At 70.3% G+C, this 18,903-nt stretch carries 14 protein-coding genes, 4 tRNA genes and 1 other RNA gene; 10 read left to right on the top strand and 9 right to left on the bottom strand.

Features of this window, described 5'->3' with window-relative positions:
- Positions 1-39 precede the first annotated feature (39 nt).
- The 3 genes from ACF1FZ_RS17195 to ACF1FZ_RS17205 form a co-directional block, all read right to left on the bottom strand.
- Positions 40-765, bottom strand: coding sequence for a PaeR7I family type II restriction endonuclease (locus ACF1FZ_RS17195; RefSeq protein ID WP_030594928.1), 726 nt, complete (start codon positions 763-765; stop codon positions 40-42).
- A gap of 11 nt (positions 766-776) precedes the next feature.
- Positions 777-2,453, bottom strand: a complete 1,677-nt coding sequence (locus ACF1FZ_RS17200) for an Eco57I restriction-modification methylase domain-containing protein (protein WP_391774200.1) — start codon at positions 2,451-2,453, stop codon at positions 777-779.
- A 307-nt stretch (positions 2,454-2,760) separates the two neighbouring features.
- Positions 2,761-2,848: transfer RNA gene (locus ACF1FZ_RS17205), tRNA-Ser, on the bottom strand.
- 132 nt (positions 2,849-2,980) lie between these two features.
- Between ACF1FZ_RS17205 and ffs the strand changes: the two genes are divergently transcribed.
- The 6 genes from ffs (at position 2,981) to ACF1FZ_RS17235 (ending at position 11,760) form a co-directional block, all read left to right on the top strand.
- Positions 2,981-3,077: signal recognition particle sRNA small type (ffs, locus tag ACF1FZ_RS17210), an RNA gene on the top strand.
- A gap of 78 nt (positions 3,078-3,155) precedes the next feature.
- Entirely contained in the window at positions 3,156-5,402 is a 2,247-nt protein-coding gene (locus tag ACF1FZ_RS17215; RefSeq protein ID WP_391774201.1) for a DNA polymerase III subunit gamma and tau, read from the top strand.
- 119 nt (positions 5,403-5,521) lie between these two features.
- On the top strand, positions 5,522-6,775 hold the full coding sequence (purD, locus tag ACF1FZ_RS17220; RefSeq protein ID WP_391774202.1) for a phosphoribosylamine--glycine ligase: 1,254 nt from the start codon (positions 5,522-5,524) through the stop codon (positions 6,773-6,775).
- Between the two features lie 394 nt (positions 6,776-7,169).
- Complete coding sequence (locus ACF1FZ_RS17225) at positions 7,170-8,900, top strand: hypothetical protein (RefSeq protein WP_391774203.1); 1,731 nt, start codon at positions 7,170-7,172, stop codon at positions 8,898-8,900.
- A 252-nt stretch (positions 8,901-9,152) separates the two neighbouring features.
- On the top strand, positions 9,153-10,616 hold the full coding sequence (locus ACF1FZ_RS17230) for a N,N-dimethylformamidase beta subunit family domain-containing protein (RefSeq protein WP_391774204.1): 1,464 nt from the start codon (positions 9,153-9,155) through the stop codon (positions 10,614-10,616).
- A gap of 217 nt (positions 10,617-10,833) precedes the next feature.
- Complete coding sequence (locus tag ACF1FZ_RS17235) at positions 10,834-11,760, top strand: phosphoribosylaminoimidazolesuccinocarboxamide synthase (protein ID WP_391774258.1); 927 nt, start codon at positions 10,834-10,836, stop codon at positions 11,758-11,760.
- 41 nt (positions 11,761-11,801) lie between these two features.
- On the opposite strand, the gene ACF1FZ_RS17240 is transcribed toward ACF1FZ_RS17235, so the two are convergent.
- The 6 genes from ACF1FZ_RS17240 to ACF1FZ_RS17265 all read right to left on the bottom strand — a co-directional run bounded on the left by ACF1FZ_RS17240 (position 11,802) and on the right by ACF1FZ_RS17265 (position 14,696).
- Positions 11,802-11,877: transfer RNA gene (locus ACF1FZ_RS17240), tRNA-Gly, on the bottom strand.
- A 22-nt stretch (positions 11,878-11,899) separates the two neighbouring features.
- Positions 11,900-12,523 carry a response regulator gene (locus ACF1FZ_RS17245; RefSeq protein WP_391774205.1) on the bottom strand — a complete coding sequence of 208 codons (624 nt, stop codon included), beginning with the start codon at positions 12,521-12,523 and terminating at the stop codon, positions 11,900-11,902.
- Positions 12,520-13,779, bottom strand: a complete 1,260-nt coding sequence (locus ACF1FZ_RS17250; protein WP_391774206.1) for a sensor histidine kinase — start codon at positions 13,777-13,779, stop codon at positions 12,520-12,522. The genes ACF1FZ_RS17245 and ACF1FZ_RS17250 overlap by 4 nt, the downstream gene beginning before the upstream one ends.
- 205 nt (positions 13,780-13,984) lie before the next feature.
- Positions 13,985-14,057 (bottom strand) — tRNA-Gly (locus ACF1FZ_RS17255).
- 79 nt (positions 14,058-14,136) lie between these two features.
- Positions 14,137-14,208 (bottom strand) — tRNA-Gly (locus ACF1FZ_RS17260).
- Positions 14,209-14,360: 152 nt separating this feature from the next.
- Complete coding sequence (locus ACF1FZ_RS17265) at positions 14,361-14,696, bottom strand: Lsr2 family protein (RefSeq protein WP_391774207.1); 336 nt, start codon at positions 14,694-14,696, stop codon at positions 14,361-14,363.
- Between the two features lie 385 nt (positions 14,697-15,081).
- Here ACF1FZ_RS17265 and purS point away from each other — a divergent pair, with 385 nt between their 5' ends.
- The 4 genes from purS to ACF1FZ_RS17285 all read left to right on the top strand — a co-directional run bounded on the left by purS (position 15,082) and on the right by ACF1FZ_RS17285 (position 18,887).
- Positions 15,082-15,333 carry a phosphoribosylformylglycinamidine synthase subunit PurS gene (gene purS / locus ACF1FZ_RS17270; protein WP_033296931.1) on the top strand — a complete coding sequence of 84 codons (252 nt, stop codon included), beginning with the start codon at positions 15,082-15,084 and terminating at the stop codon, positions 15,331-15,333.
- The gene (gene purQ, locus ACF1FZ_RS17275; protein WP_391774208.1) at positions 15,330-16,010 is read left to right on the top strand and encodes a phosphoribosylformylglycinamidine synthase subunit PurQ; all 681 of its coding nucleotides are present in this window, start codon (positions 15,330-15,332) and stop codon (positions 16,008-16,010) included. The genes purS and purQ overlap by 4 nt, the downstream gene beginning before the upstream one ends.
- Positions 16,007-18,256, top strand: a complete 2,250-nt coding sequence (purL, locus tag ACF1FZ_RS17280; protein ID WP_391774209.1) for a phosphoribosylformylglycinamidine synthase subunit PurL — start codon at positions 16,007-16,009, stop codon at positions 18,254-18,256. The genes purQ and purL overlap by 4 nt, the downstream gene beginning before the upstream one ends.
- 106 nt (positions 18,257-18,362) lie before the next feature.
- The gene (locus ACF1FZ_RS17285; protein WP_391774210.1) at positions 18,363-18,887 is read left to right on the top strand and encodes an ArsR/SmtB family transcription factor; all 525 of its coding nucleotides are present in this window, start codon (positions 18,363-18,365) and stop codon (positions 18,885-18,887) included.
- The last annotated feature ends 16 nt before the right edge of the window (positions 18,888-18,903 follow it).

Genomic DNA, 18,903 nt, shown 5'->3' on the forward strand with positions numbered 1-18,903 from the left:
GCCTCGACCAGATCGGTCGGGGCCCGCTCGTCCTTTTTCCTAGCCGGGGATCCCGAGCTCCTTCAAATACGTGAGGCGGGCGCTTATGGCAGCCGAGAAGTGCCGCCAGTCAAGGCTGTTCACCAGTTCGACGGGCTTGGGGTCCTCGGCTGAGGACGTGACATAGCAAGCGGCGTCGTACAGCTGCTCGGCCACAAGGCGCTCGCAGAAGATCCCGAACCGGTCCTGATACGAGGTGCCGTGCCAGATTGAATCGGCAGGCAGCGCGCCCTCCGCGATGCTGACCGGCCTCCGAGAGCCGCTGCCGTCCTCCATGATGAAGAAGTAACCGAGCCAGGGCTTCTCCTTCGGATACAGCTCGGCCAAGGCGGCCCGTCGCAGATCCACCGCGCTGCCGAGTGCTTCCTCAACCCGGTTGTTGTAGTTGTTTCCGAACGACGGCCCACCGAGGGCCTTCAGTTCGAAAGCCGCAACCAGCACTCCCTCGTGGACCACCACGAGGTCCCACTGCTTCTGGGGGCGGTAGTAACCGGGGAGTTCCAGACCTTGTTTCTTGGTGACCCGGATGCTCTCGGGCGGGTAGCCGGCTTCGAGGAAGAACTTCGACAGGAGGATCGCGATCGCGTCGAAGTGCTTACCACCGCGCACGGATCCGGCGGTGCCGGCGCCGACCGCGGCCTTGATCGCGGACTGCTCCCGCTGCAGCTGCTTGGCGCCCCAATAGGTCGCTATCGCGTCCTCGAAGTCCTGGCGGGTGACCGTCAAGATCCGCTCTCCTAGTCAGGAAGCTCGGCAAGTCCGTAGACGCGCAGGGCGGCCTCCGTGGCGGCCCTCACGTCTCGCTTGTCGAAAGCTGCCGCCAGGGCTTCTCGGTCGCGCTCGCTGATCGCTTCCGGGTCTGGGACCCGGATCTTGCGGAGGTACTGAGCCTGGAAGCGGAGGGTCCCCCCTCGCATCTTGACCGCGTACGCCTCCACGAATGCTTCCGCGACCTTGGAGAGTAGGAGACCACCCAGCACGCGCATGTCCCAGACGTCCGAGACGATGAAGTACAGGTTGTGGTGAGGGTACAGTCCGCCCTCGTCGAGTACCGGATGGATCGTCAGCTTCATGTCCGGGAGCAGCAGCTTGGGCCGCCGAGTCAGCGCATGATCGACCTTGTCGATGGTCTTGTACCAGCGGTGTGGCTGCTTGACCGCTACGTAGCGCTTGCGCAACGCGGCTCCGTGTTCGTCGAGATACCTGGCAAGCCGGGGATACGCGGCGAGGTCGACCAGATCGCCGTTGGCCGTCCAGGGGTTGACCAGGTAGGTGCCGTTCCAGTTGAGCGTGCCGCTCGTGGTGTCGCGAACCATGGCCATCGGCAGGAGGCGGTCGTCTTCGATCAACGTGCCGTCGTCGGTGAGGAAGACCTTGTCCGCTCCGGTGGCGATGCCGATGCCGACTCGGGTACCGGACTTCTTGCTCTCAAGCAGGTGGAAGCGCTCTGTCAGTTCCTCGAGGACTGCCAGTCGTGCAGGTGAAGCACTCGGCCAGGAGTCCTCGTCCGGGAACCAGTGCGGCATCCGAGCGGCCTGGAACGCTGGTGTCGTGACCGACTCTGTCTGGTCAGTCGCGTACCAGCGTGCGAAGGCGGTGGCCTCAGGAGCACCGAAGTCTCGCGTGGTGTCCGCTGCCACAGCGGTGCCTTGGGGTCGTTTGCTGATCAGCGTGATGGCGGGGTACGCGGAGACCTGGTCGTCGAAGGCGTCCACATCGTGCATGACCAGAGCCAGGTCCATGCTGAAGCTCTTGGTCACCAGCTGGCGCAACTGCCGGCCGTACTGATTGCGCATCCAACGGTCCGCGCAGATGAAGCCCAGTTGTCCGCCTGCCCCGAGGCTTCGAAGGGCGACTTCGAAGAAGCCGACGTAGATGTCTGCGCGGCCGCCCATGGTGGGACACGCGTGACGATAGACAGCCATTCTGTCCGCCGGGACGTCCTCCAGGCGGATGTAGGGCGGGTTGCCGACCACATAGTCCGCGTGCTGGGTCCCTTCGGGCTGGAGTAGGTAGTCACCCTGCTCGACCCAGGCCGCCGCCACCTGCTTGGCATCTGTGGGGTTCCAGCCGTCGTCGACCAAGTGCTGCTCGACGACTTCGCGGCTCCTGCGGACGTTGCGCTCCAGCAGATCGAGCGCACGCACGGCATGGCTTGCGTCACTGATGGGACGGTTTCGCTCGCGGCAGGATGCGCTGATCCGCGAAGCCACGGCTCCTAGAAAGGCTCCTGAACCGCAGGCCGGCTCCACGAGCTTCAGGTCGCAGAGGGCTTTGTCAGACGTGTAGCCCACAAGGTCGAGGATCAGATCGACGACCCAACGCCGGGTGAACACCTCGCCGTGCTCCACGGCCTCCTCGGGGACTGAGGGGAGGGTGTGGAGGGCGGTGTCAAAGAACAGGGGAGTGGCCACGTCTTGACACTACTAGGGAGGATTTCGGCCACGAGCGTTATCCACAGGCGTCGCTCGCACTCAACGGAGTGATCTGTTCCATCTGCGGAGCATCGGGCCCGTGGGAACGACATCCACTCGTACCCATGATCAACGAGAGCGCGCTCTGGCTCGTCGGCCTTGAGGGGGTGCGCGGCGGAGGAGAGCGGACCAGCAACCGAGCCGACGCGTCACCTCGGAGCAACTGAGACCAAAACTGAGACCACCAACGTCGAAGGGCCCCACCGCAAGCGGTGGGGCCCTTCAACGTATTGCCCGGTGAGAGCAATGGCGGAGGATACGAGATTCGAACTCGTGAGGGGTTGCCCCCAACACGCTTTCCAAGCGTGCGCCCTAGGCCACTAGGCGAATCCTCCGCGGCAAACAATACAAGACGTTGGAGGGTGCTCGCGAACATGTTCCCCGGAGATCGTTCCGGAGCGTCCTCCGGAAGGGGTTCGGCCGGGGAGCGGGTGGACGGCAGGGGGCGGGGATCGGCTAAGGTGGGCGTCAGCCCCTCACGTGGCGCTATCTGACTGAACTCCCCCAGGGCCGGAAGGCAGCAAGGGTAGGTCGGCTCTGGCGGGTGCGTGGGGGGCCCTTGCGTGTCCGGGGTGCGGTGTCCCGCCGGGCGTCCGGCCCGGGCGGGGCCGGTTGTCGGTCCGCCCCGATAACCTCGTATGTGTGTCGTCCCTTGCGCTGTACCGCCGTTATCGCCCCGAGTCCTTCGCCGAGGTCATCGGTCAGGAGCATGTCACTGACCCGCTGCAGCAGGCCCTGAGGAACAACCGGGTCAATCACGCGTACCTGTTCAGCGGGCCGCGTGGCTGTGGCAAGACGACCAGCGCGCGCATCCTCGCCCGCTGTCTGAACTGCGAACAGGGCCCCACGCCGACCCCGTGCGGGGAGTGCCAGTCCTGTCGGGACCTCGCGCGGGGCGGGCCGGGATCGATCGATGTCATCGAGATCGACGCCGCGTCGCACGGTGGCGTGGACGACGCCCGTGACCTGCGGGAAAAGGCGTTCTTCGGACCCGCGTCGAGTCGGTACAAGATCTACATCATCGACGAGGCGCACATGGTCACCCCGGCGGGGTTCAACGCCCTGCTGAAGGTGGTCGAGGAGCCTCCGGAGCATCTCAAGTTCATCTTCGCGACCACCGAGCCCGAGAAGGTCATCGGCACGATCAGGTCGCGTACGCACCACTACCCCTTCCGGCTGGTTCCTCCCGGGACGCTGCGCGGTTACCTCGCAGAGGTGTGCGGCAAGGAGAACAGCCCCGTCGAGGACGGCGTGCTGCCGCTCGTGGTGCGGGCCGGCGCAGGCTCCGTGCGTGACTCGATGTCCGTCATGGACCAGCTGCTGGCTTCCGCCGCCGACGACGGTGTGACATACGCCATGGCCACCTCGCTCCTCGGCTACACGGACGGCTCCCTGCTGGACTCGATCGTGGACGCCTTCGCCGCCGGTGACGGGGCGGCTGCGTTCGAGGTCGTGGACCAGGTGATCGAGGGGGGCAACGACCCCCGGCGCTTCGTGGCGGATCTGCTGGAGCGGCTGCGCGACCTGGTGATTCTGGCCGCCGTGCCGGATGCCGGGGAGAAGGGGCTCATCGATGCGCCCGCCGACGTCGTGGAGCGGATGCAGGCGCAGGCGGCCGTCTTCGGCGCCGCGGAGCTGAGCCGTGCCGCCGACCTGGTCAACGAAGGGCTCACCGAGATGCGCGGGGCGACCTCGCCCCGGCTCCAGGTGGAGCTGATCTGCGCCCGGGTGCTGCTGCCCGGCGCCTTCGACGACGAGCGTTCCCTCCAGGCCCGGCTGGACCGGCTGGAGCGCGGTGCGTCCTTCGCCGCTGCCGGTCCCGGCCCCGCCATGGGGTATGTGCCGGGGCCGGAAGCCCATGAGGCGGGCGTCACTCTCCCCGCCGGAAGCGGCGCGGGTCCCACTGCGGCTCGTGCGGCGGTCCGGGGCGATCTCCCGGGTGGCGCCCCCGCCGAGGTGCCCCGGGCCGCACCCGTGGCCGCCGCGCCCGTGGTCCCGTCCGCCGCCCAGGAGCCCCGGCCCGCAGCACCGCAGGAAGCGCTCGCGGCCCAGCAGCCGGCCGCCACCGAGCCCGCCGGTCAGCGTCCTGGCGCCTGGCCCGCGGCGGCGGGGGCCGGCAGCGGTGCGGGCGGGGCGGAAGCCGCGCGCCGGCCCGGGGGCTGGCCGACCGCTTCGGCGCCAGGCAGCGGTGTACCGCAGGCGCAGGCGCAGGCGCCGGCCCCCGCTCCCGCGTCCCCGGCCCCCGTCGCGCAGGCGCCCGCGTCCGGTGGGCAGGACATGGCGCAGGGCGCCGCCCAGGTGCGGAACATGTGGCCGGACATCCTCGAGGCCGTGAAGAACCGCCGCCGGTTCACCTGGATCCTGCTCAGTCAGAACGCCCAGGTCACCGGCTTCGACGGCGCCACCCTGCAGATCGGCTTCCTCAACGCCGGTGCCCGTGACACCTTTTCGAGCAGCGGCAGCGAAGAGGTGCTCAAGCAGGCGCTCGCCGAGCAGTTCAACGCCCGGTGGCGGGTGGACGCGGTCGTCGACCCGTCCGGCGGTGGGGGGCAGCCTCCGCAGGCCGGTGGCGGAGGCGGTGGCGGCAGGCCTCCGGCCGCCCCGTACCAGCCCCCGCCCGCGCCGTCGGCTCCGTCGTACGAGCCCCGGCCGGCCGCTCCCGCGGCGCAGACGCCGCCACCGGCTCAGCAGCCCCCGGCGCAGCAGTCCGGGCGGCCCGAGCAGTCGTCGTACGACCGCGCGGCGCCCGAGCCGCCGCGGTCGGTCGCGCCCGAGGACGACACCGCCGAGGCGGACGACCCCGACCTGGTCGACTCCGCGCTCTCCGGGCATGACCTGATCGTCCGCGAGCTGGGCGCCACGGTCGTCGAGGAGTTCACCAACGAGTAGCGGATTCTCCCGCCCGGCCCTCCCGCGGGGCTCCGCGGGCCGCTCCCGGCCCGGCCACCCGCTGTCCAGGGAGCGGCGGCCGTCGAGGCCCCGGGCCCCCGGCGGTTAGGCTGCACCCCGTGAAGGTCCTCGTCATCGGCGGCGGCGCCCGCGAACACGCCCTGTGCCGCTCTCTCTCCCTCGACCCCGATGTCACCGCTCTGTACTGCGCCCCCGGCAACGCCGGAATCGCAGAGGTGGCCGAACTGCACCCGGTCGACGCCCTCGACGGTGAAGCCGTCGCGCGCCTCGCCACCGAGCTGGGCGCCGGGTTGGTGGTCGTCGGCCCGGAGGCACCGCTTGTCGCCGGTGTCGCCGACGCCGTGCGCGCGGCCGGTATCCCCTGTTTCGGCCCTTCGCGCGAGGCTGCCCGGCTGGAGGGCTCCAAGGCGTTCGCCAAGGACGTCATGGCCGGTGCCAACGTTCCGACCGCCCGCAGCTACGTCTGTACGACGCCCGCGGAGATCGACGAGGCCCTGGACGCCTTCGGCGCCCCGTACGTCGTGAAGGACGACGGTCTCGCGGCCGGCAAGGGTGTCGTCGTCACGGACGACGTCGAAGCTGCGCGTGCCCACGCCCTGGCCTGCGACCGTGTGGTCGTCGAGGAGTTCCTCGACGGTCCCGAGGTGAGCCTCTTCGCGATCACCGACGGCACGACGGTGCTGCCCCTGCAGCCGGCCCAGGACTTCAAGCGCGCCCTGGACGGCGACGAGGGCCCGAACACCGGCGGCATGGGTGCGTACTCCCCGCTGCCGTGGGCCGACCCGAAGCTCGTCGACGAGGTCATGCAGACCGTCCTGCAGCCGACCGTGGATGAGCTCCGCCGTCGCGGTACCCCGTTCTCCGGGCTGCTGTACGCGGGCCTCGCCATCACCTCACGCGGTGTGCGGGTCATCGAGTTCAACGCCCGCTTCGGCGACCCGGAGACACAGGTGGTCCTGGCCCGGCTGAAGACGCCGCTCGCCGGGATCCTGCTCGGTTCGGCCAACGGCACCCTGGATGTCGTACCCGCGCTGAAATGGCGTGACGACGCCGCCGTCACCGTCGTCATCGCCTCGCACAACTATCCGGGTACGCCCCGGACGGGCGACCCGATCGAGGGCCTCGCCGACGTGGTGGCACAGGATGCACCTCACGCGTTCGTCCTGCACGCGGGCACCCGGCAGGAGGGCGACGCGGTCGTCAGCGCCGGAGGCCGGGTGCTCTCCGTCACGGCGACCGGCAAGGACCTCGCGCAGGCCCGGGAGCGTGCCTACACGGCGGTGGGCCGGATCCGGCTCGACGGCTCCCAGCACCGCACGGACATCGCCCGCAAGGCTGCCGAAGAGGCCTGAGACCTGTCCGTCCCCTGTGCCCGGCCCCCCTCACGGAGGCGCCGGGCACAGGCGTGTCCGGGGCCTCTCGCGCCGGGAGTCCCCCGCGCCGGGCAAGTCCCCGGTCACGGGACCGCCGAGGGGCCCGTGAACGCCGACGGGGCCGTGGCCGAACACCGGGAGCAGGGGACGAGGTATCACCGAATGCCAGGGCACCGACACGTCAGCAGCTTTACCCAAAGCCATTCCATCGAGTGACGACTCGGCCATCCGGATGACGCCCGCCGGAGCCCCAACTAGGGTGCGGCGCAAGCGTTCCGGCACTTGGCCCACCGATATTGCGATGTCGGTGGCGGGTGCCACAGTGGGGGAGTGACCAACACCGTCGCGGGGGCAGAGGGGGTGACGTCCAGTCGTGTCCGGTACCGGTTCGGTTGAGGAACTGGGTGCGCGCGCAGCGCGGGCCAGGGCTGTGGCTCTGCTGCGCATCCGCAGCAGAGCCACAGCCCTGGCGATCCTGCCGGCGGGCGCGGCCGTCGTGCTGCTGGCCGCGGTCGCCCAGGGACGCATCGGCCCAGGGGTGTGGTCCGCGGTCAGCTGGGCGGTGGCGGGCTGTGCCGTCGTGGTGCTGCTGCTCGCCGCGCTGGTCGCCGTCGCGGTGGCGCGCGCGAGGCCGGCGGTCAGTCCGACCGTCCCTCTCACCGAGGACTCGGCTCCCGATCTCTACCGGCTGGTCCGCGACCTCGCCGACCGGCTCGACGTCCCGGCGCCGTCGGCCGTAGAGCTCACCCCGGACTGCGACAGCTGGCTGGAGGACCGTACGCATCCCGCCGGCCGGCCCGGGGCGAAGGGCCTCGGAGAACCGGCGGAGGCCCGGCGTGGCCGCCGGGAGCCGGCGGCACCCGTGCTGGTGATCGGCTCTCCTTTCCTGTGGTGGATGAGGGTCGCCGAGCTGCGGGCGGTTCTCGCCCCGGTCGTCGCGGGTACCGGGCCGGCCTCGCACCCCGACATAGCCGCCGCCCGTCGTTTCGTCCGTGGCCTGGACGCCGCGATCGCCGACGCCGCTGTGCCCGGCAAGGGCTTCGTACGCGCCGTTCCCGCGGCTTTCGTGGGACGGATCGCCAGGGCGCTGCTGCGCGGCTGCCGCGGTCACGCGGCAGAGATGGAGCGGTGCGTCGCCGCCGCCGCGTCGGGGCGCGCCCAGGAGGTGGACCACGGGCTGCGGATCGTCGCCCAGGAGCAGGTCGGTCTGGCCTACGCCGGCTGGGACCGGCTGCTGACCCGGGTGGCGCTGCCGGCCTGGCGGATGGGACGTTGGCCTTCCCGGCTCGACGCCGGTGTCGTATCCGCGCTCACGGAGCTCTCCCGGCGCGACCGGCTGGCCGAGGGTTTCACCTCACGGCTGGGGGAGCGCCCCGCATGCGACCTGATCGAGGAGCCCGGGGCGGCCGACGAGGCGGCCTCGCTGCTGGCCGCCAGGCTCTTCCACGGAGGGCCGGCGGAGGCCGGGCCCGGCTGGTCCCCGGTCGACTGGCAGCAGTACCCGGAAGAGGTCGTGGACCGGAAGTGGCGGACGGAGGCGGCACGCCTGCATCGGGTGCTCGATGCCATGGGAGTGGCCACCGGCGTCGCCGTGGGCGGGCCGGACCGTCCGGCCGCCGGTGGTTCCGCGGTGCCCACGCTGGCGCGTGTGATCGACCACCTCGCCACGCCGGGCGCCGACAGCGAGGCACTCGCGGCCGGGATCGGCGCCGCCGTCGCCCGCGACGAGAAGAGGGCTGCACCGGGGTGCGGCGCCGGCGGCGGCGCCCCGGTCGCCGGTGCGCCGACGGGAGCCGGTGCCGACCCCCTCGACCTCTGGGGGCCCGTCCCGCTCCCGCTCTTCCCCCTCCAGCCGCCCCGCACGGGCACCGAGCTGCTCGCCGACCACGTCGTGGCGATGGTCTGCTGTGCCGCCGTGGACACGGCGGGAGCCGCGCCAGGGCTCGACTGGCTCGACGGCCCCGCGCTGCTGGTCGACGGCGGTCGCAGGTCGGACCTCGGCGCCCCCGTACTCAGTCTCGTCGAGGACGGTGACGCGGAGCCGCTGCTCTCCTGGCTCACCGCGGTAGGAGTGCGCACCGACAAACCCGTACGCCTGGGCTGAAAGGTGCGCCTGGGTCGCCGGGTGACCTGAGTTGCACGGCCGTCCGTCCAATTAGATGGACAAATATCCTGAATGTCCGCCCCATAACCGGAAGATCGGGCTTCGGTCCCGCGAATTCGCAACGAACGGTGACGGAGTGCGTGCGTAATGTGATGTGCTGGGGGCGCGTCGGCATCCGGCGCATCCGGCGCATCCGGCGCATCCGGCGCATCCGGCGCAAAGGTGCGTCGGGGGACGAGGGAGGGGAGCGGGATGAGGGCGGAGCAGATCCGGCGGTGGGAATCGGGTGCCCTCGCGCACGCGGTGAGCGACCCCTTCGGCCAGGGGCCGCTGCCCTGGCTGCGCGGCAGCGAGAATTACTTCGACGACACCGGCCAGGTCGTCCCCTGGTATGCCGACCCCGGCCTCGGCCGCGGTGGGGCCGGCGGCGGTACGCGTACGGCGGACGACGTGCGCCAGCAGATCAAGGGGTTCGTGTCCCCGGGGGCCGCGGCGCCCGGCGAGGCGATCGACTTCCACATCACCGTGGACCCGCCCCAGCAGTTCTCCGTCGACATCTACCGCATCGGGCATTACGCGGGCGACGGCGCCGCCAAGATCACCACCAGTCCGCGCCTCTCCGGCATCGTCCAGCCGGCGCCGCTGGCGGCCGAGCGGACGGTCTCCTGCCACCACTGGTGGCTGTCCTGGCGGCTGCAGATCCCCAGCTACTGGTCGGTCGGCGCCTACGTCGCCGTGCTCACCACCGCTGACGGACACCGCTCGCACGTCCCCTTCACGGTCCGGGACGACCACCCGGCGGACCTGCTGCTCCTGCTTCCCGACGTCACCTGGCAGGCCTACAACCTCTATCCGGAGGACGGCCGCACGGGGGCGAGTCTTTACCATGCCTGGGACGAGCAGGGCCGGCTGCTGGGCGAGGAGGACGCCGCCGTCACCCTCTCCTTCGACCGCCCCTACGCGGGCGCCGGCCTTCCTCTCCACGTCGGCCACGCCTACGACTTCATCCGCTGGGCCGAGCGTTACGGCTACGACCTCGCGTACGCGGACGCCCGCGACCTGCACGCCGGCCGCGTCGATCCCAGCCGTTACCGGGGCCTGGTCTTCCCCGGACACGACGAGTACTGGTCGGTGCCGATGCGCCGCACCACCGAACTCGCCCGGGACACCGGTACCTCGCTCGTCTTCCTCTCGGCCAACACCATGTACTGGCAGGTGGGACTCGGTCCGTCCCCCTCCGGGGCCCCCGACCGCCTGCTCACCTGCCGCAAGCGCCGTGGCCCGGGGAAGGCCGCGTTGTGGCGTGAGATCGACCGCCCCGAGCAGCAGCTGCTCGGTGTCCAGTACGCGGGCCGGGTCCCCGACCCCCACCCGCTGGTCGTGCGGAACGCCGGCCACTGGCTCTGGGAAGCCACCGGCGCGGGTGAGGGCGACGAGATCGACGGGCTGGTCGCCGGTGAGGCCGACCGCTACTTCCCGCGTACGGCGCTGCCCGAGCACGAGCGCCGCATGCTGCTCGCACACTCGCCGTACGCGGACAGCGAGGGGGCCACCCGGCACCAGGAGACCTCGCTGTACCGCGCCCCGTCGGGTGCGCTCGTCTTCGCCTCGGGCACCTTCGCGTGGTCCCCGGCCCTGGACCGGCCCGGCCATGTCGACTCCCGTATCCAGCGGGCCACGGCCAATCTGCTCGACCGGATCTGCAAGCGGGACTGAGGAGCGGGACCCGGTCACCGGGCCGGCCTGGGGGCGGGACCGGGAAGCGGAACCCGGCGGCCGGGCCGCGTAAGGGCCCGGCCGCCGGCCGTGGCGTGGAGCTCGACACCGGTTCCTCCACCGCACCGCCCTGTCCACGGGGCGACCCCTGGCGCCGCGGCTCCTTCGCATGCGGGACAATCGGAACGACTCCTGGATCAACCTACGCGGAGGCAGCGTGTCCGGTTTCGTAGAAAAGCCCGAGCCCGTGCAGGTGCCGGGGCTCACCCACCTGCACACCGGGAAGGTGCGCGACCTGTACCGGAACGAGGCGGGCGACCTCGTGATGGTCGCCAGCGACCGTATGTCCGCGTACGACTGGGTCCTGCCCACCGGGATCCCGGACAAGGGCCGTGTGCTCACCCAGCTGTCGCTGTGGTGGTTCGACCAGCTCGCCGATCTCGTGCCCAACCATGTGCTGTCGACGGAGCTGCCGCCCGGCGCCCCCGCCGACTGGGCCGGCCGGACCCTGATCTGCCGTTCGCTGCGGATGGTCCAGGTCGAGTGCGTGGCGCGCGGTTATCTGACGGGATCCGGCCTGACCGAGTACAACGCGACCCGGACGGTCTGCGGGCTCGGTCTGCCCGAGGGTCTCGTCGACGGCTCCGAACTCCCGGGGCCGATCTTCACCCCGGCCACGAAGGCCGCGGTCGGTGATCACGACGAGAACGTCTCGTACGAGGAGGTCGCCCGCGAGGTCGGCCCCGAGACGGCGGCCGTGCTGCGCCGGACGACGCTGGACGTCTACGGCCGTGCCCGGGACATCGCCCGTGAGCGCGGGATCATCCTCGCCGACACGAAGTTCGAGTTCGGCTTCGCGCCGACCGAGGGCGGTGGTGAGGAGCTGATCCTCGCCGACGAGGTGCTGACGCCCGACTCCTCGCGCTTCTGGCCGGCCGGATCCTGGGAGCCGGGCAAGGCGCAGCCTTCGTACGACAAGCAGTTCGTGCGCGACTGGCTGACCTCACCGGCCTCCGGCTGGGACCGCCACAGCGAGCAGCCGCCCCCGCCGCTGCCGCAGGACATCGTCGACGCGACCCGGGCCAAGTACCTGGAGGCGTACGAACTCCTGACGGGTATGAACTGGCCGGCCCAGGAGATGTGACGGCAGAAGGCCCCGGTCACGAGGACCGGGGCCTTCTCACATGGAGCGAACGACGAGGTTCGAACTCGCGACCTCAACCTTGGCAAGGTTGCGCTCTACCAGCTGAGCTACGTTCGCATGCGCCGCAGCGCGCTGCCCACTATACCCAACCTCTCTCCCGCGCGAGACGCACTGCCGCATGACGGTTCTCCGCCCCGAGTTTGGAGACCGCCGCCGACAGGTAGTTGCGCACGGTGCCCTGCGACAGCGACGCCCGCTCCGCGATCTCCGCGACCGGCGCCCCGTCCGCCGCCAGCTCCAGCACCTCGGCCTCCCGCGCGGTCAGCGGGGAGTCTCCGGCGGAGATCGCGTCGGCTGCCAACTCCGGGTCCACATAACGGTTTCCCGCGTGGACGGTACGGATGATCTCGGCCAGCCGCCGGGCGCTGACCGTCTTGGGCACGAACGCCCGGACACCCGCCTCCAGCGCCCGCTTCAGGTTCCCCGGCCTGCCGTGACTCGTCACGATCATGGTGCGGCAGCCGGGCAGTCCGGCTCGCAGTGATGTGGCGACCTTCACACCGTCCGCACCCGGCATCTCCAGGTCCAGGACGGCCACATCGGGTCGGTGAGCCATGGCCATCGCGAGCGCTTCCGGCCCGGTCGCCGCCTCGGCGACCAGGACGATGTCGTCCTCCAGCGCGAGGAGCGCGGCCAGGGCGCCTCGGATCAGGTGCTCGTCGTCGGCGAGCAGGACTCGGACGGTGGCCGGTGCGGTCGTCATCTTTTCTCCAGCGGGGAAGGTACGGGGTGCCGTGGGGCGGGCAGCGGGACAGCCGCGGTCAGACGGAACAGGCCGTCGCCCGCCGGCCCCGCCTCCAGCGAACCGCCGACCGAGGCCAGCCGTTCCCGGAGTCCGTGCAGCCCTGAGCCACCGCCGGGAACGGCGGCCTTGTCGGGTGTCACGCCGTCGTTCTCCACCACGAGCCGCACCCCGCCCGGCACGGTTTCCAGCCGGATGTCGCAACGCCGGGGATCGCCGTGCCGCAGGACGTTGGTGGCCGCCTCGCGTACGGCCCATCCGAGCGCCGACTGCACCGGTGCGGGAAGCCGCCCGCCGTCGCCGTGGACGGCGCACTCGATTCCGGCCGCCCGCAAGACCCCCTGGGCTCCCAGCAGCTCCGTACCGACATCGGCCTCCCGGTATCCCCGTACGACGTCGCGGACCTCCTGCTGGGAGGCGCGTGCGATGCGCTGCACCTCGACCATCTGGTCCATCGCCGCGGACTGTCCGCGCTGTGCCAGCTCGACCGCGAGTTCGCTCTTCAGCGCGATCACCGCCAGGTTCCGGCCCAGGACATCATGCATGTCCCGGCCGAACCGCAGCCGCTCCTCGGCGACCGCCAGCCGGGTCTCCACGTCCCGGGCGTCGCGGAGCTTCTGCATGATCCCGAGCGTCCAGGCGGAGAGCCGGACGGTGGTGGAGATCAGCGCACCGCCGAAGCCCACTCCCGCCGACGTGGCCAGGGCGAAGGATCCGGCGGCCCCGGCCAGCAGGGCACCACCGCTCATGCAGGCCGCGCCGGCCACGATGCACGCACCGGATGCCCACACCGGTGCGGCGAGGACGAAAGGCGTCAGGAACGGCCACACCACCGCCCCCAGGGCCAGCTGCAGCCCGGGAAACGTCTCGGTGCCGACGTACCCGCCGAGTGTCAGCAGGCTCGTGGCGTTCACGAGGAACAGGAAGGCTGAGAGCGCGATCGTCCGTCTCCCGACGGGGCCACGGCCGAGATAACTGTCGAGAGCCCGGTTGACCAGCGGCACCGAGTGGACGCCCTGCACGATCGCGGCCAGGACCACACCGGCGATCAGGGCGGCGGGCGCGTCCGAATGCCGCACCGGGCGGGTCACCGACAGGAGGACCACGCACAGGACCATCCCCCAGATCATGGAGTTCATGGATCCGCGTGTGTAGAGATCGATCTTGTCGAACCCCTCGCGCTTCTGCCACCTGCGCACCTGTGCCCGCACCCACACGGTCCCGCCTCCCCCTTCGTCTCCGCCGGCCTCGGGCCCCGGTTCAGGCCGGGGGGAAGCCGTCGCCGGTCATGGCTCAAGACTTCCGCCCGCCCACGGCCGCGGGCAGTGCATGGTGTCATCACCGTTCATGACGAACGTCATGCGTCGATAACCGGGAACGCCAAAGGCCCTGATCGAAATCGATCAGGGCCTTTGGGACAAGAGCGGACGACCAGGTTCGAACTGGCGACCTCAACCTTGGCAAGGTTGCGCTCTACCAACTGAGCTACGTCCGCATTGCTACCACTCGGCTTTCACCGGTGGAGCGCTCACCACTTTACCTGATCCACTTGGTGGCCTGGTAAGGCAGTGCAGAGCGGGTGACAGGAATTGCACACTGCGCCTTCCCCCTGGAAGGGGGATGTTCTACTACTGAACTACACCCGCACGCTGCGTCGGACCCGGCTTTTCGGCCTTGCCCTTCGGCGTGCTCCAGACTCTAGCCGACCTGCAGGGGTGTTGTGCAAGTCGGCTCCCCGAGGTGTCGCTCCGGCTGCGGGCGGACACCGGAACGGAAGGGGGCATTCCGGGCGCGGCCCTCAACTGGCCGCGCTGAACGCCTCGTAGACCCTCTTGGGGATCCGGCCGCGGGCCGGCACCTCCATCCGGTGCGAGCGGGCCCAGGCGCGCACGGCCGCGGGGTCCGGGGCGAGCGACGTGTGGTGGTACGCCACGGGGGCCCCGCCGCGCTTGCCGGTACTTGTCTGCTTTCGGCCGGCCGCCACGTACGGGGCCAGCGCCTTCCGAAGTTTCTTTGCATTGGCGGGATTGAGGTCGATCTCGTACGACTTCCCGTCCAGGGCGAAGGTGACTGTTTCCGCCGCTTCTCCCCCGTCGATGTCGTCGGAGAGCGTAACCACTACGCGCTGAGCCACGGATATCGGTCCTTTCCTGCGGCATCGTCGCGCCTGACATGCGCTGATGCCGGCCTTCCGGCGGCTGGGCGGATACGGATCGACGGCTGTCGACTGTTCCGGGGTAATCCTGCTTTCCCGAGTATTCATTTGTACAGCGGCAGGAGCCGCATTGTGAAGCCCGGGCAATTGCGCCCGCGTGTTGCCTCCGTGGATCCGCGCACAATCCGGGCGAAGATTTTTTGCCAGGTGTTTCCCTGGGTGTTGTCGTCCCCGATATCCCGCCGTGATCAGGCCCGCAGGATATCTACCCGCGTAGAATTTCTGGCCAGGTACGCTGAGAGGACCCGCGGGGATCTGGGGAACCCCTCGGAGACACAGCCGCACCACACCACCGGGAGTGCCAGTGGCACGCGTCGTAGTCGACGTCATGCTCAAGCCGGAGATCCTCGACCCGCAGGGACAGGCTGTGCAGCGCGCACTGCCCCGTCTCGGCTTCGACGGAATCGCGGACGTTCGTCAGGGAAAGCGTTTCGAGCTCGAGGTCGAGGGGCCGGTCGACGATGCCGCCCTCGCCCGTATTAACGAGATGGCCGAGACCTTCCTCGCCAACACCGTCATCGAGGACTTCACCGTCAAGGTGGAGGAGGAGAAGTGACCACCCGTATCGGAGTCGTCACTTTTCCCGGCACGCTCGACGACCAGGACAGCCTGCGCGCCGTGCGGATCGCGGGTGCCGAACCCGTATCCCTCTGGCACCGTGACAAGGACCTCCACCAGGTCGACGCGGTGATCCTCGCGGGCGGATTCAGTTACGGCGACTATCTGCGCGCCGGCGCAATCTCGCGCTTCTCGCCGGTGATGGCGACCGTCATCGAGCAGGCGAAGGCCGGCCTCCCGGTCCTCGGTATCTGCAACGGCTTCCAGATCCTGACCGAGGCGCACCTGCTGCCCGGCGCGATGCTGCGCAACAACGACCTCCACTTCATCTGCCGCGACCAGAAGCTGCGGGTGGAGAACGCGGACACCGCGTGGACCTCGGACTACACGGCGGGCCAGGAGATCTCCGTACCGCTGAAGAACGTGGACGGCCGGTACACCGCCGACGAGCGCACGCTCGACGAGCTGGAGGCCGAGGGCCGCGTCGCCTTCCGTTACGCCGACGTCAATCCGAACGGCTCGCTGCGCGACATCGCCGGCATCACCAATGCCGCGGGCAACGTCGTCGGTCTGATGCCGCACCCGGAACACGCTGTCGAGCCGCTGGTCGGCACCGGCCGCACCGACGGCCTGGGTGTCTTCACCTCGATCATCAAGAAGCTGGTCAACGCATGAGCCTGGACACGGTCAAGCACGCGGCCGAAACCCCGGACGCCGGGCAGCCCTGGAAGGAGCTCGGCCTCAAGGAGGACGAGTACGCCCGGATCCGCGAGATCCTGGGCCGCCGTCCCACCGGTGCCGAGCTCGCCATGTACTCCGTGATGTGGTCCGAGCACTGCTCGTACAAGAGCAGCAAGGTCCACCTCAAGCAGTTCGGTGAGAAGGTCCCCGCCAACGACGCGATGCTCGTCGGCATCGGTGAGAACGCGGGTGTGGTCGACGTCGGCCAGGGTTACGCGGTCACCTTCAAGGTCGAGTCGCACAACCACCCCTCGTACATCGAGCCCTACCAGGGTGCGGCCACCGGCGTCGGCGGCATCGTCCGCGACATCCTCGCCATGGGCGCCCGTCCGGTCGCGGTCGTGGACCCGCTCCGCTTCGGCGCGGCCGACCACCCCGACACCCGGCGCGTCCTGCCGGGCATCGTCGCGGGCATCGGCGGCTACGGGAACTGTCTCGGCCTGCCGAACATCGGCGGTGAGGTCGTCTTCGACGCCTGTTACCAGGGCAACCCGCTCGTCAACGCCGGCTGCATCGGCGTGATGAAGCACGAGGACATCCACCTCGCCCAGGCGTCCGGCCCCGGCAACAAGGTGATCCTCTACGGTGCCCGCACCGGCGGCGACGGCATCGGCGGCGTCTCCGTGCTGGCCTCGGAGACCTTCGACGACACCAAGCCCACCAAGCGCCCCGCCGTCCAGGTCGGCGACCCGTTCCAGGAGAAGCTCCTCATCGAGTGCACCCTGGAGATCTTCAAGGAGAAGCTCGTCGCGGGCATCCAGGACCTCGGCGGCGCCGGGCTCTCCTGCGCCACGAGCGAGCTGGCCTCCGCGGGCTCCGGCGGTATGCGCGTCGAGCTGGACACCGTGCCGCTGCGCGACTCCTCCCTCTCGCCCGAGGAGATCCTCATGAGCGAGTCGCAGGAGCGCATGTGCGCGATCGTCGAGCCGCAGCACGTGGACCGCTTCATGGAGATCTGCGAGAAGTGGGACGTCATCGCCACCGTCATCGGTGAGGTGACCGAGGGCTCGCAGCTGGAGATCTTCTGGCACGGCGAACAGATCGTGGACGTACCGCCGCGGTCCGTGGCCCATGAGGGCCCGACCTACCAGCGGCCGTACGCCCGGCCCTCCTGGCAGGACGCGCTGCAGGCCGACGACGCCGGCAAGCTGGCCCGCCCGGCGAACGGCGCGGAGCTGCGCGAGCAGGTCCTCAAGCTGGTCAGCTCCCCGAACCAGGCCTCCAAGTCCTGGATCACCGACCAGTACGACCGCTTCGTGCAGGGCAACACCGTGCTGGCGATGCCCGAGGACGCGGGCATGGTCCGGATCGACGAGGAGTCGAATCTGGGCGTCGCCATGGCGACCGACGGCAACGGCCGCTACGCCAAGCTCGACCCGTACACGGGCGCGCAGCTGGCCCTCGCGGAGTCGTACCGCAACGTCGCCGCGACCGGCGCCAAGCCGCTCGCCATCTCGGACTGCCTGAACTTCGGTTCGCCCGAGGACCCGGACGTGATGTGGCAGTTCGCCGAGGCCACCCGCGGTCTGGCGGACGGCTGCCTGGAGCTGGGCACCCCGGTCACCGGCGGCAACGTGTCGCTGTACAACCAGACCGGGGACACGGCGATCCACCCGACGCCCGTCGTGGCCGTCCTCGGTGTGATCGACGACGTGACCCGGCGCACGCCGGTCGCCTTCGCCGAAGAGGGCCAGCTGCTGTACCTCCTGGGGGACACCCGCGAGGAGTTCGGCGGTTCGGCCTGGTCCGAGGTCATCCACCAGCACCTCGGCGGGATGCCGCCCGAGGTCGACCTGGGCCGCGAGAAGCTGCTCGGCGAGATCCTGATCTCGGCCTCCCGTGACGGCATGATCGACGCGGCGCACGACCTCTCCGACGGCGGCCTGATCCAGGCGGTCACCGAGTCCTGCCTGCGCGGCGGGAAGGGCGCCCGGCTGGTCGTCCCGGACGGTCTGGACGCCTTCACCTTCCTGTTCTCGGAGTCGGCGGGCCGCGCGGTCGTCTCGATTCCGCGCAGCGAGGAGCTCCGCTTCAACGACATGTGCGGTGCGCGGGGCCTCCCCGCGGTCCGGATCGGTGTCGTTGACGGTGAGGAGATCGAGATCCAGGGCGAGTTCAGCATTCCGCTGAGCGAGCTGCGCACGGCGCACGAGGGGACCCTGGAGGGTCTGTTCGCCTAGGTTCTGCCTGTACCGCAGCCCCTGTCCGGGTCTACCGGGCGGGGGCTGCGGCGTTTTTCTGTGACCACTGTTGATTGAAATTACGTAATTACGTAAGGTGGATGTCATGGGGCTCGAGGAACGCGTCACCGAGCTGGAGCGCCGCCTCGCGGCGCTGGAGGCGGCTGCGGAGAGCGCGAAGCCGGAGCTGGGCGTCGGGGACTTCTGGGCGCTGGACGGGCTGAAGGACCAGCTCGGACAGGTCGGGGAGGCCGCGGCGGACGGCGGGGTGCTGTTCACGGGCGCGGTGAGGCTGCCGGCCGGTGAGCGGTACGAATGGCAGTACGGCGCGCTGACGACGGGGCTCCTGGGGACGGACGGGGACCGCCCCGACTGGGCGGAAGCCGCCGAGCCCCTGGCCGCGCTCGGCCATCCGGTAAGGCTGAGGCTGCTCCGCGAGATCCTCGCGGGCCGGCGTACGGCCGCCGAGCTGGCCGGGCTCGACGAGACCGGGACGACCGGTCAGATCTACCACCACCTGCGTCTGCTGACCGTCGCGGGCTGGTTGCACACGACGGCGCGCGGACGCTACGAGGTGCCCGGCGCGCGGGTGGTGCCGCTCCTGGTGGTGCTCACGGCCGCCCGGCCCTGAGAGACGGGACAACGGG

It is taken from the genome of Streptomyces sp. NPDC014623 (assembly GCF_043088245.1).
Lineage (GTDB): Bacteria > Actinomycetota > Actinomycetes > Streptomycetales > Streptomycetaceae > Streptomyces.

Coding starts and splice junctions, on each gene's coding strand:
- purL (WP_391774209.1), top strand. CDS start 16,007: ATGAGCCTGGACACGGTCAAGCACGCGGCCGAAACCCCGGACGCCGGG.
- ACF1FZ_RS17285 (WP_391774210.1), top strand. CDS start 18,363: ATGGGGCTCGAGGAACGCGTCACCGAGCTGGAGCGCCGCCTCGCGGCG.
- ACF1FZ_RS17245 (WP_391774205.1), bottom strand. CDS start 12,523: ATGACGACCGCACCGGCCACCGTCCGAGTCCTGCTCGCCGACGACGAG.
- ACF1FZ_RS17230 (WP_391774204.1), top strand. CDS start 9,153: ATGAGGGCGGAGCAGATCCGGCGGTGGGAATCGGGTGCCCTCGCGCAC.